This is a genomic window from Kribbia dieselivorans NBRC 106261 (assembly GCF_001552435.1).
GTDB classification, from domain to species: Bacteria; Actinomycetota; Actinomycetes; order Actinomycetales; family Dermatophilaceae; genus Kribbia; species Kribbia dieselivorans.
Genome location: NZ_BCRE01000173.1, coordinates 1 through 11,311, shown reverse-complemented (window position 1 = coordinate 11,311; position 11,311 = coordinate 1). Strand labels below are relative to the sequence as shown.

13 protein-coding genes are annotated in these 11,311 nt (G+C 69.2%); 4 read left to right on the top strand and 9 right to left on the bottom strand.

The window, feature by feature from the left end; translation table 11 throughout:
• On the top strand, positions 1 to 273 hold a 273-nt coding region (locus KD1_RS13315; RefSeq protein WP_370670759.1), incomplete at its 5' end, for an alpha/beta family hydrolase.
• A gap of 51 nt (positions 274 to 324) precedes the next feature.
• On the opposite strand, the gene KD1_RS13310 is transcribed toward KD1_RS13315, so the two are convergent.
• From KD1_RS13310 to KD1_RS13300, 3 genes are read right to left on the bottom strand one after another with little or no spacing between them, the layout of a single operon-like run.
• Positions 325 to 1,035: an SGNH/GDSL hydrolase family protein gene (locus KD1_RS13310; protein WP_169795400.1), complete on the bottom strand. Its 711-nt coding sequence runs from the start codon at positions 1,033 to 1,035 to the stop codon at positions 325 to 327.
• 31 nt (positions 1,036 to 1,066) lie between these two features.
• Positions 1,067 to 2,278, bottom strand: a complete 1,212-nt coding sequence (locus KD1_RS13305; protein ID WP_068402682.1) for an ABC transporter permease — start codon at positions 2,276 to 2,278, stop codon at positions 1,067 to 1,069.
• Positions 2,275 to 3,159, bottom strand: coding sequence for an ABC transporter ATP-binding protein (locus tag KD1_RS13300; protein WP_068402680.1), 885 nt, complete (start codon positions 3,157 to 3,159; stop codon positions 2,275 to 2,277). The genes KD1_RS13305 and KD1_RS13300 overlap by 4 nt, the downstream gene beginning before the upstream one ends.
• A 180-nt stretch (positions 3,160 to 3,339) precedes the next feature.
• Between KD1_RS13300 and KD1_RS13295 the strand changes: the two genes are divergently transcribed.
• Positions 3,340 to 3,981, top strand: a complete 642-nt coding sequence (locus tag KD1_RS13295) for a sigma-70 family RNA polymerase sigma factor (protein ID WP_068402678.1) — start codon at positions 3,340 to 3,342, stop codon at positions 3,979 to 3,981.
• On the top strand, positions 3,978 to 4,256 hold the full coding sequence (gene rsrA, locus KD1_RS13290; protein WP_245627412.1) for a mycothiol system anti-sigma-R factor: 279 nt from the start codon (positions 3,978 to 3,980) through the stop codon (positions 4,254 to 4,256). Before KD1_RS13295 ends, rsrA begins: the two co-directional genes overlap by 4 nt.
• Before the next feature lie 77 nt (positions 4,257 to 4,333).
• Here the strand turns inward: rsrA and KD1_RS17685 are convergent, their stop codons facing one another.
• The 3 genes from KD1_RS17685 to KD1_RS13280 form a co-directional block, all read right to left on the bottom strand.
• Positions 4,334 to 4,408: a 50S ribosomal protein bL37 gene (locus KD1_RS17685; RefSeq protein WP_370670760.1), complete on the bottom strand. Its 75-nt coding sequence runs from the start codon at positions 4,406 to 4,408 to the stop codon at positions 4,334 to 4,336.
• A gap of 95 nt (positions 4,409 to 4,503) precedes the next feature.
• Positions 4,504 to 4,896, bottom strand: coding sequence for a superoxide dismutase, Ni (sodN, locus tag KD1_RS13285; protein ID WP_068402675.1), 393 nt, complete (start codon positions 4,894 to 4,896; stop codon positions 4,504 to 4,506).
• Positions 4,897 to 5,070: 174 nt separating this feature from the next.
• Positions 5,071 to 5,505, bottom strand: coding sequence for a S24/S26 family peptidase (locus KD1_RS13280; protein WP_245627411.1), 435 nt, complete (start codon positions 5,503 to 5,505; stop codon positions 5,071 to 5,073).
• A gap of 186 nt (positions 5,506 to 5,691) precedes the next feature.
• Between KD1_RS13280 and KD1_RS13275 the strand changes: the two genes are divergently transcribed.
• On the top strand, positions 5,692 to 6,858 hold the full coding sequence (locus KD1_RS13275; RefSeq protein WP_068402673.1) for an NAD(P)-dependent malic enzyme: 1,167 nt from the start codon (positions 5,692 to 5,694) through the stop codon (positions 6,856 to 6,858).
• A gap of 114 nt (positions 6,859 to 6,972) precedes the next feature.
• On the opposite strand, the gene KD1_RS13270 is transcribed toward KD1_RS13275, so the two are convergent.
• The 3 genes from KD1_RS13270 to KD1_RS13260 all read right to left on the bottom strand — a co-directional run.
• A complete protein-coding gene (locus KD1_RS13270; protein ID WP_068402671.1) occupies positions 6,973 to 7,635 on the bottom strand; it encodes a GDSL-type esterase/lipase family protein in 663 nt (220 codons plus the stop codon).
• A complete protein-coding gene (locus KD1_RS13265) occupies positions 7,632 to 7,811 on the bottom strand; it encodes a DUF6104 family protein (RefSeq protein ID WP_068402669.1) in 180 nt (59 codons plus the stop codon). The genes KD1_RS13270 and KD1_RS13265 overlap by 4 nt, the downstream gene beginning before the upstream one ends.
• Before the next feature lie 20 nt (positions 7,812 to 7,831).
• Positions 7,832 to 11,311 (bottom strand): multifunctional oxoglutarate decarboxylase/oxoglutarate dehydrogenase thiamine pyrophosphate-binding subunit/dihydrolipoyllysine-residue succinyltransferase subunit (locus KD1_RS13260; protein WP_068402687.1); only part of this gene is annotated, 3,480 nt, incomplete at its 5' end.

Below are 11,311 nucleotides of genomic sequence, written 5' to 3'. Positions count from 1 at the left end.
GACGCCGTGCTGGCACTCGCGTTCCCGCTCCACCCGCCGGGGAAACCGGAGAAGTCCCGGGCACCCGAACTGCTCGCTCCGGTCGAGGCCGGCCTGCCGGTGCACGTCATCCAGGGTGAGACCGATGCGTTCGGCGCACCGGCCGAGGTGAAGCAGGCACTCGGTCGCGGACGGGCCCGCCTGGTCAGTGCCGTGCCGGGGCCGCACGGCTTCGCCCCGACCGCCGGTCCCGCCGTCGTGCGGGCGGCGGCGCGGTTTCTGGAAACGCTGTGATCAGTCCTGCCCGCTGATCACTGCAACCCGCTGATCACTGCAACTCGCTGATCACTGCAGGGCAGCCGTGACCGCGTCCGCCCACACTTCAGACCCGACCTCGCTCGGGTGGACATCGTCGGCCAGCAACACCCCCTCCGGTTGCCCGGAGGCCCGAAACGCCGCGGCGATGTCGATCGTCGGCAGACCGCGCTCCGCGGCCCAGGCTGCCACGCGCTCACGGTTGGCGACGTTCGCGTCACCGCGCTGGGGCTGTTGCAGGATGACGACGATCGGGGCCTGCGGGGCGCCGGCGGCCAGACGCGCCTGCAGCGCATCGAACTGCGGCTCGATCTGCTCGGGGTCGAGGGTGTAGTTGTGCCCGTAGCTGAGCAGGACGAGATCGGGTATCGGTGTCGGCCAGATCGCGTCCCAGTGCGCCAGCGGGTAGTCCGCACGCGACCCGGACATCGAGGCGTTCCACACCCACACGGGCTGGTCGGGCTGGGCGGCCGGGCCGTACCCGGTCTCGCCGCGCATGTCCCAGGTCGCCGAGTTCAGCCCGTTCGCGGTGCTCCACCGGGTGACCCATTCGGGGAACGGGATCGAGTCGCCCGTCGAGTCGCCGAGCACCAGCACAGTGGCGCCGGGTGAGTCCAGCGCGGCCCGGGCGTCGTCGATCGTCCACCGGCGCTCTTCAGCGTCGCCGCACCCGGAGATCACCAGGGCCGCGGCGACCAACCCGACGACCAGGGCGCGGACTCGGCCTGACCGACGTGCCACCCCCACGCGACATGCCCCGCCCACGCGCCCCTCACTCCTCCGTCAATCGCAGGGCCTGACGCCACGTCAGCGTGCCCGTGGTGTGCATGACGGCGCGTTCATAGAGGCGGGCCCCGAGCCACACGGCCACCGCGCAGAACGTCAGCACGAGCAGGAGCGCCACGATCGGCTCCCACAGTGCGTAGTCGCCATCGAGGATGCGCAGCGGCATGACGACCGTCGAGGCGATCGGCAGGAACGACAGCACCTGCTGCAGCGTTCCGGTCGCCTGCAGGCCGACGATGAGCACGATGACCAGGGCGATCGTCATCGGCATGGTCGTGGCCGCCAGGTCCTCGTTGCGTGAGGCGAGTGCCCCCGCGACGGCGTACAGGCTGGCCAGCGCCAGGAACCCGACGACGAAGAACGCGACGTACCACAGGAGCGCCGTGGTCAGGCCGGTGAGATCGATCGACAGGGTGGTGAAGCGCAGCCCGACGATGGCCACGACACTGATGAGCAGGATCTGCCCGAACGCGATGAGCGTGTTCCCGAGCACCTTGCCGGCCAACAGGTGACGCAGGGGGATCATCGCGGCCAGCACCTCCACGAGTCGCGACTGCTTCTCCTCGACCACCGACGTCGAGATCTGCTGCCCGAACATGAGCGCCGCCATGTAGAAGAGCATCGCCAGCACGAACCCGAGGAAGAACGTCACGATCGGGTCGCGCGTGCTCGCCCCGGCCGCGGCCGCGAGATCGACGCCTGCCACCTGCGTGCCGGAGGAGAGCTCGGCCAGGGTCACCCCGGCGGCTGCGGCATTCCGAGCGAGCATGGCCTGCTGCACGGTCTGCGTCAGCGCGGTGGCCAGCTCCGGCTCGGGTGCCCCGTCCGTGAGCAGTTGCCACTCCCGTCCGCTGAGCACCAGGGCAGCATCGGCGTCACCGCTGCGCACGGTGGCCTCGGCCGCGGCCCGGTCGGGGACCCGGTTCGCCTCGATCGTCGGAGGCTCGTTCGAACCCAGCGGGTTGGGTGTCGCCTCGAATGCGCCCTCGGTCTGCTGCACGATCCGCTGACCGGCGGCCTCGGTGACGGCCACGCGGTAGTGCGCCGCATCGCCGCCCATCAGGGCCGGCAGCAGCATGGCACCGATGAGCAGCACGAGCGTCAGACCCGTGCCGATGACGAAGTTGCGGTCGGTCAACCGGGTGCTGATCTCGCGGCGCGTGACGAGTTGCCACGCCGGGGTGGGTGACGTGCTCATGCCGTGGTGACCTCTCGGTAGACGTCGGCCAGGGTGGGGACGAGCCGCGCGTACTCCTGCACCGTTCCGCGCGCGACCGCATCGACGAGGAGTCGTTGCGCCGTGGCGACGTCGGTCGGCTGCAGCACGACGGTGCCGGGCGTTCGCTGCAGGATGGTGATGCCCGGCTGCTCGTCCACCCAGGTGGTGTCCGTGGCCATCGCCAGGCGGTACCGCAGCGGAGCGTCGCGGCGCAGGTCGTCGGAGGTGCCGGCCGCCACGACCTTGCCCTGGTGCAACACGACGAGCGAGTCGCACAGCCGGTCGACGAGGTCGAGCTGGTGGGAGGAGAAGAGCACGGGCACCCCGGCCGCCGTGTACTCGCGCAGCAGTGCGGTCATGGCGTCGACGGCAGCCGGGTCGAGGCCGCTGAACGGCTCGTCGAGCACGAGGAACACCGGATCGCCGAGCACGGAGGCGATGATCTGCCCGCGCTGCTGGTTGCCCAACGACAGGGTCTCGACCGTGGCCCGCAACCGGTCGCCCAGTCCGAACCGGGTGAGCAGCTCGGTGGCGCGCTCGCGGGCCGACGTGGTGCTCAGGCCGCGCAGCCGGCCCAGATAGACGAGTTGGTCGAGTATCGGCTGTTTGGGGTAGAGACCGCGCTCCTCGGGCATGTATCCGAACCGGGCGCGATCGGCGGCCGTGGCGGGTCGGCCCGCCCACCGGACCTCTCCGGAGGTCGGCGCGAGGACCCCCATGATCATGCGCATCGTCGTCGTCTTGCCGGCTCCGTTGCCACCGACGAAGCCCACCATCTGCCCGGCCGGAACCGAGAAGGTGACGTCGTCAACGGCGAGGTGGTCGCCGTACCGGCGGGTCAGGTGGCGTAGTTCCAGCATGGGTCGACCCTAGCCATCGGTGATGCCCCGTGCCGTGAGGGATGACCCCGCCCTGGTGGGAATGAGCCGCGGACGGTTGGCGTTCCATCTCCTGTACTGCCGATCCAGGCCGGAAGGAGCACCCATTTGCTGGTCATGCAGCAGACGTCCACGCTTGACCCCCGGATAGGGTGGAGCGCAATGACTGATGAGAGCACCCCGGGCTCCGTGGTCGTGGATGATGCCACGGTGGACCCGGCGACCGAGACCGACGAGCAGCGACGCGCGCGCTTCGAGCGCGAGGCCATGCCCCTGCTCGACCAGTTGTACTCGGCGGCGTTGCGCACCACGCGCAACCCCACGGACGCCGAGGACCTCGTTCAGGAGACCTACGCCAAGGCCTTTGCCGCCTTCCACCAGTACAAGCCGGGCACGAATCTCAAGGCCTGGATGTACCGGATCCTGACGAACACGTACATCAACACGTACCGCAAGAAGCAGCGCGAACCGAAACAGTCCGACGCCGGTCAGGTCGAGGACTACCAGTTGCACCGCGCCGAGTCACACACCTCCACCGGCCTGCGTTCGGCCGAGATGGAGGCCCTGGATCGGATGCCGGACTCCGAGGTCAAGCGCGCGCTGCAGGAGTTGCCCGAGGAGTTTCGGATGGCCGTCTACCTGGCCGATGTGGAGGGGTTCGCCTACAAGGAGATCGCGGCGATCATGGAGACCCCGATCGGCACCGTCATGTCTCGTCTGCACCGCGGTCGACGCCAACTGCGTGGCCTGCTGACGGACTACGCCCGCGAGCGCGGCGTGCCGGTGAAGGAGGAGGAGAAGTGAGTGCCCTCCCGGCCCGCGACGACGACACACCGACGGCCAACTGCTCCGACACGATGCTCCGGATCTATGAGTACCTCGACGGCGAGATGACCCCCGCCGACACCCACCGCATCGCCGCGCACATCGAGGAGTGCGCGCCCTGCCTGGCCCAGCACGATCTCGACCGTGCCCTCAAGGCCCTCGTGCGACGCTCCTGCCAGTGTGAGGAGGCGCCCGAGGCGCTGCGGTTGACGATCATGGAGCGCATCACCCACATCCGCGTCTCCTACGAGTGAGTCGCCCCAGGAAACCGAGCACACAGACAGGAAGGCGCCGATCATGGGATCGGCGCCTTCCGGCATGTTTCAGTGGCTCAGGCGTTGGGCTTGCGGCCGTGGTTGGCGGCCTTGCCCTTGCGCGAGCGGCGCTTGCGGGCGCGCTTGCTCATGGTGACTCCTCACACATCGACGAACGACTCATTGTGGCACAGCGAAGGGCCGCCACCGAATCGGTGACGACCCTTCGCCGACGTGCAGCGCGGGCTCAGCCCTGCTTGGTCTCCTTGAAGATCCGGTCGATCTCGTCGATCTTGGCGAGCAGCTCGTCGGCCTTCGCGAGGTCGAAGGTGCCCTTGGTGCCGGCGGTGCCGGCGAGCTTGGTGGCCTCGTTGATGAGGGTGTGCAGCTCGGGGTACTTCTCGAAGTGCGGCGGCTTGAAGTAGTCGGTCCACAGCACCCACAGGTGCTCCTTGACCAGCTGGGAGCGCTGCTCCTTGATGATGATGGCGCGGGTGCGGAAGTCGGCGTCGTCGTTCGCGGCGACCTTCTCGATGACGGCCTTGATCGACTGGGCCTCGATACGGGCCTGGGCGGGGTCGTACACGCCGCAGGGCAGGTCGCAGTGGGCGCTGACCTCGGTGATGCGGAACAGACGCATGGTGGGTCCTCTCCTGTGGGTCGGGTGAGTTCTCAACCTATCGCCATGGGTCCATCGTGGCGAGGGTTGGGGGGTGTATTCGGCTTCAGATTCCGCACTCCTGCAACATCTTTGCATTAGCAGGGCCGTCACCTCCACGGTTCGAGGTATTGCCCGGCGGGAATCCGACGCGTATTACCTCGAACCGCCACCGGGGCGCATCGGAAGTCTCGTGAGTTTCGGGAGCCTCGTCAGCACCGCAGCGCGGAGCGCCGTCGCCTCGAGCGAGCCGACGAGCCACGAGTCGACGCCGACGGTGGGGTTGTCGCGCTCGACCCACCAGCGCGTCGCGTCGGCGGGGTCGGTGCCGGTGAGGCGTTTGACCGACAGCGGTCGGGCCACGCCGTCGTCGTCGCGGGGCAGCTCGCAGACGACCAGACCACCCACCCGGGGGCGGGCCCCCCAGAGCACCAGCAGCAGGTCTCCGTCATGCAGCGTGGGCTCCATCGAGACCCCCCGGACGCGGACCAGGCCCGGGCGCGGCACCTCGCGACGGCGGTGCGGAGCGTCGTGACCGGCGCCACCGCGCTCCGGCCACCAGCGGCGTAGGGCGGAGCGCAGATTGACCACGCCCGCATCCTGCCATCCCGCCCGCCCGGACACGCTCACCGGAGGTGCCTCGTCGCGGGCGGCTGTGGGAGGATGTGCACCGCGGCCCACCGCCGCCTCGTTCGTCAGGCCCACACCCCGTGGCTTCTCCGTCAAGGTCGTCCGCGGCGCGCGTCGCCTGCCTGTTTCATTCCAAGGTGGTTTGTCATGTCCTCGTCCACGCAGCCCTTCTCCTTCGACCCGACTGCCCCCCAGTTCGTGGCGCACGAGGGCGGCAAGATGGAGGTACAGGCGACCAAGCCACTGCGTGACGCGACCGACCTGTCGCTGCTGTACACCCCCGGTGTCGCCGACGTGTGCCTGGCGGTGGCCGACAACGATGAACTGTCCAAGCGGTACACGCTGCGCAAGAACACCGTCGCGGTGATCTCCGACGGCACCGCCGTGCTCGGCCTGGGCGACATCGGCCCGCTGGGGGCGATGCCGGTCATGGAGGGCAAGGCCGTCCTGTTCAAGCACTTCGGTGGCGTCGACGCGATCCCGATCACGCTGGAGTCCGGGTCCACCGACGAACTCGTCGAGACGATCGTGCGCATGGCGCCGAGTTTCGGGGGAATCAACCTCGAGGACATCTCCGCCCCGCGCTGCTTCGACATCGAGCGTCGCCTCAAGGAGCGCCTCTCGATCCCGATCTTCCACGACGACCAGCACGGCACCGCCATCGTCGCCCTGGCCGGCATGATCAACGCCTGCCGCGTCACCGGCCGCGACCTCGCCGACCTCAAGGTCGTCGTCTCCGGCGCCGGCGCGGCCGGGGTCGCGGTGACCCAGTTGCTGCAGCGCGCCGGGCTGCGCGACGTCATCGTCTGCGACTCGCGCGGCATCATCGGCCAGAGCCGCGCCGACCTCGTGCCGCACAAGGCAGCACTGGCCCGCACGACCAACCCGCGGGGGATCAGCGGCACGCTCGGTGATGCGCTCAACGGCGCCGACTGCTTCCTGGGCCTGTCCGGCGGCAGCGTTCCCGAGGAGCAGGTCGCGACGATGGCGCCGGGCTGCTTCATCTTCGCCATGGCCAATCCGACCCCCGAGATCCACCCCGACATCGCCCACAAGTACGCCGCGATCGTCGCCACCGGCCGGTCGGACTACCCGAACCAGATCAACAACGTGCTCGCCTTCCCGGGCATCTTCCGCGGCGCGCTCGACGCCGGCGGAGTCCAGATCACCGAGCAGATGAAGCTCGCGGCCGCGCAGGCCATCGCCGATCTGGTCACCGACCCCAGCCCCGAGCGGATCGTGCCGGGGCCGTTCGAGCCGGGCATCGCCGAGGCGGTCGCCGCCGCGGTCGTGGCGCACGCGAACCGAGGCTGAGGCACCCCCCACGCCGAGGGAACGATTCGGGCGACCCAACGTGACGTTGGGTCGCCCGAATCGTTCCCTCGGCGTGTTCTCTCGATGTGTTCTCTCGACGGAGCTCGGAGCCGGCTAGGCGACGGGGGTGGCCTCGAGCCATCGGTCCCAACCGTGGTGGAGCACCAGCCAGGCCATCAGGCCGTAGCCGGCCGAGCCGGGGTGGATCCCGTCACCGGAGGCGACGTCGGACTCCCACTGCTCGTGTCCCACCAGCGGGGTGAACGTGTCGACATACGGCACCAGGCGACGGTCACACACGTCCAGTTGGGCATCGGCGACGACCTTGACCTGCTCGCGCAGACGCAGATCGGCCGGCGGGGGAGGCCCGACGACGAAGGTCGCGATCCCCCGGCCGGTGCAGTCGTCGAGGATGTTCGCGAGGTTGAGCCGCTGGCGGGCCAGGCTGATGCCCTGCACGACGTCGTTGGTGCCCACGGAGATGACGAGTCGCTTCTCGCTGACCGTGCGCCACCGCGGGGTGGCCTCGGCCTCCCACCGGTGCAACACGTCTCCGCTGGAGTCACCTTCGATGCCGAGGTTGTACGCCCGCAGCACGGCACCGGGGATCTGGCTGCGCCCGATGACGCGGGTCACCCACCCCTGGCCCTTGGGGTCGCCGACGCCGGCGACGAGGGAGTCGCCGACGACGACGATGCCGATGTCGCGCGGACCCTCAGCGGCCACGTGGAAGGCCGGCTCGGTCGGCGCGAACTCCGGTGCCGAGGCCTCGCTCACTCGTCGTCCTCATCGTCCAGGCGAGCGAGCCATGAGGCCAACCGCTCCACCGGGATCTCGAACTCCGGGTTGAGGTCGACGAAGGTGCGCAACTGCTCGGCCAGCCAGTCGAGACTGACCTCCTCGTCCCCGCGCCGACTCGCCAACTCCTCGATGCCGCGATCCGTGAAGTACACCCCAGTTCCGCCCGGGCTGCTCAGCGGTCGAACGCGCGGGCCATGAGGTCCGCCTGCTCGACGGCGTGCTTCTTCGACGATCCGGCCGCCGGGGAGGCCGAGGCGTCGCGTGCCACGCCGGCCAACGGGCGGGTCTCGCCGTGCGCGGCCAGATCGGCCGGCAGGTTGAGCGCCAGGAACGGCCAGGCACCCATGTTGCGCGGTTCCTCCTGCACGTGCACGACCTCGGCGTTCGGGTACTTGGCCAGCTCGCGGGCGAGGTCCTCGGCGGGCAGCGGGTACAGCTGCTCGATGCGGAGGATGGCCGTGGCGGTGTCGTTGCGCTTGGCCCGCTCGGCGAGCAGGTCGTAGATGACCTTGCCGGAGGCCAGCAGCACCCGGGTGACGGCGTCGGTGTCGGTGATGCCGTCATCGCCGATGACGCGCTGGTACTGCATGGTGGTGAAGTCCTCCGGCGCGCTGGCGGCGGCCTTGAGGCGCAGCATCGACTTCGGCGTGAAGACGATCAGCGGGCGGCGCGGGCGGCTGTAGGCCTGGCGACGCAGGAGGTGGAAGTAGTTCGCCGGGGTCGACGGGTACGCCACGGTCATGTTGTTCTCGGCGCACTGTGTCAGGAATCGCTCGATGCGCGCCGAGGAGTGGTCCGGGCCCTGGCCCTCATAGCCGTGCGGCAGGAGCAGCACGACGGAGGAGCGCTGGCCCCACTTCTGCTCGGACGACGAGATGAACTCGTCGATGATCGTGGCCGCGCCGTTGGCGAAGTCACCGAACTGGGCCTCCCAGAGCACGAGCGCGTCGGAGCGCTCGACGGAGTATCCGTACTCGAAGCCCATCGCGGCGTACTCGGACAGCAGCGAGTCGTACACCCAGAACCGGGCCTGGCCACCGCCGAGGTAGAGCAGCGGGGTCCACTCCTCGCCCGTCTCGTGGTCGATGAGGACCGCGTGGCGCTGGACGAATGTGCCGCGGCGCGAGTCCTGACCGGCGAGGCGCACCGGCGTGCCCTCCTTGAGCAGCGACCCGAAGGCGACCAGTTCGGCCGTGCCCCAGTCGATGCCGCCCTGGGTGACGGAGGCGGCGCGCTTCTCCATGGCCTGGCGAAGCTTGGGGTGCACCTCGAACCCGGCCGGGTAGTCGATGAACGCGCGACCGATGTGGACGAGGTCGTCGTTCGAGATCGCCGTGTCGGACGCCGAGTGGCGCGGAGCGTCGTAGCTCTGGGCGGTCGGCGGCTCGAGACCGGCGTGGCCGGCGACGTCGGTGCCGACGAACTGCGGCGAGTCACCGTTGGTGCTGCCGGCCTTGAGCGCGGCCTTGGTCTCGACGAACACCCGCTCCAACTGGCTCTGGTAGTCGCGCAGCGCAGCGGTCGCGTCCTCGGTGGTGATGTCACCACGGCCGACGAGCGCCTCGGTGTACAGCTGACGGACCGAGCGCTTGGCCTCGATGAGCTCGTACATCAACGGCTGGGTCATCGACGGGTCGTCGCCCTCGTTGTGGCCGCGACGGCGGTAGCAGACCATGTCGATGACGACGTCCTTGTGGAACTTCTGGCGGAAGTCGTAGGCGAGGTCGGCCACGCGGACGACGGCCTCGGGGTCGTCGCCGTTGACGTGGAAGATCGGCGCCTGGATCATCCGGGCCACGTCGGTGGAGTACTCCGACGACCGCGACGAGGACGGCGAGGTGGTGAAGCCGACCTGGTTGTTGATGACGATGTGCACGGTGCCGCCGGTGCGGTAGCCGCGCAGCTGGGACTGTTGCAGCGTCTCGGCGACCACACCCTGGCCGGCGAACGCGGCGTCGCCGTGCAGCAGGATCGGCAGGACGGTGAACGCCTCGCCGGCCAGGTTGAGGCGGTCCTGCTTGGCGCGCACGATGCCCTCGAGCACCGGGTTGACCGCTTCGAGGTGGGAGGGGTTGGCGGCGAGGTAGACCTTGGTGGTCGATCCGTCCTCCGCGACGAACTCGCCCTCGGTGCCGAGGTGGTACTTCACGTCACCCGAGCCCTGGACGGAGCGCGGATCGGCCTGGCCCTCGAACTCGCGGAAGATCTGCCCGTACGACTTGCCGGCGATGTTGGCCAGCACGTTGAGGCGCCCGCGGTGGGGCATGCCGATGCAGACCTCCTCCATGTCGTCCTCGGCCGCGCGGGAGAGGACCTTGTCGAGCATCGCGATGACCGATTCGCCACCCTCGAGGGAGAAGCGCTTCTGGCCGACGAACTTGGTCTGCAGGAAGGTCTCGAAGGCCTCAGCGGCGTTCAGGCGCCGCAGGATGCGCAACTGCTCCTCGCGGGTGGGGTGCTGGGCCTTGATCTCGAGGCGTTCCTGCAGCCACTCGCGCTGGTCGGGGTCCTGGATGTGCATGTACTCCACACCGGTGGTGCGGCAGTAGGAGTCACGCAGGATGCCGAGGATGTCGCGCAACTTGAGGAACGGCACTCCGCCGAACCCGCCGGTGGCGAAGGTGCGGTCGAGGTCCCACAGGGTCAGGCCGTGGTGGGTGACGTCGAGGTCCTCGTGGTAGCGCTGCACGTACTCCAAGGGGTCGGTGTCGGCCATCAGGTGGCCGCGCACCCGGTAGGAGTGGATGAGCTCCTGGACACGCGAGGTCTTGGAGATGTCGTCCTCGTGGGAGGCGGCGATGTCGCGCACCCAGCGCACCGGCTCGTACGGCAGGCGAAGCGACGAGAAGACGTCGTCGTAGAAGCCCTGCTCACCGAGCAGCAGCTGGTGGACGACGCGCAGGAACTCACCGGACTGGGCGCCCTGGATGATGCGGTGGTCGTACGTCGAGGTCAGCGTGAGGATCTTCGAGACGGCGTTCTTGTTGACCGTCTCCACCGACGCGCCCTGCCATTCGGCGGGGTAGTCGAGGGCGCCGACACCGATGATGGCGCCCTGGCCCCTCATGAGGCGAGGCACGGAGTGGACGGTGCCGATGCCGCCGGGGTTCGTCAGTGAGACGGTTGCGCCCTGGAAGTCGGCGACCGTGAGCTTGCCGGTGCGGGCCTTCTCGACGAGGTCCTCGTAGGCGCGCCAGAACTGGAAGAACGTCATCTCCTCGGCGGCCTTGATGACCGGCACGAGGAGTTGACGCGACCCGTCCGGCTTCTGGATGTCGATGGCCAGACCGAGGTTGACGTGGTGCACCTTGATCAGGGCGGGCTTGCCCTTCTCGTCCTCGCCGAAGTTGACGTTCATCTCCGGCATCTGGGCGAGCGCCTTGACCAGGGCATAGCCGACGATGTGGGTGAACGAGACCTTGCCGCCGCGGGTGCGCTTGAGGTGGTTGTTGACGACGATGCGGTTGTCGATCAGGAGCTTGGCCGGGATCGCCCGCACGGACGTCGCCGTCGGCACCTCCAGGGAGGCCTCCATGTTGGTCACCACTCGGCCGGCAGCGCCGCGGAGCGTGACCACCTCGTCAACGGTCTCGGTCACGTCAGCGCTCTCCTTGGGGGCGGCATGGCTGGGGGCGGGAGCCGCAGCGGGGGC

Bases quoted from the DNA above. Each gene is read 5' to 3' on its own strand.
- KD1_RS13305 (WP_068402682.1), bottom strand. From the start codon at position 2,278: ATGAGCACGTCACCCACCCCGGCGTGGCAACTCGTCACGCGCCGCGAG.
- KD1_RS13300 (WP_068402680.1), bottom strand. From the start codon at position 3,159: ATGCTGGAACTACGCCACCTGACCCGCCGGTACGGCGACCACCTCGCC.
- KD1_RS13295 (WP_068402678.1), top strand. From the start codon at position 3,340: ATGACTGATGAGAGCACCCCGGGCTCCGTGGTCGTGGATGATGCCACG.
- sodN (WP_068402675.1), bottom strand. From the start codon at position 4,896: ATGCGTCTGTTCCGCATCACCGAGGTCAGCGCCCACTGCGACCTGCCC.
- KD1_RS13275 (WP_068402673.1), top strand. From the start codon at position 5,692: ATGTCCTCGTCCACGCAGCCCTTCTCCTTCGACCCGACTGCCCCCCAG.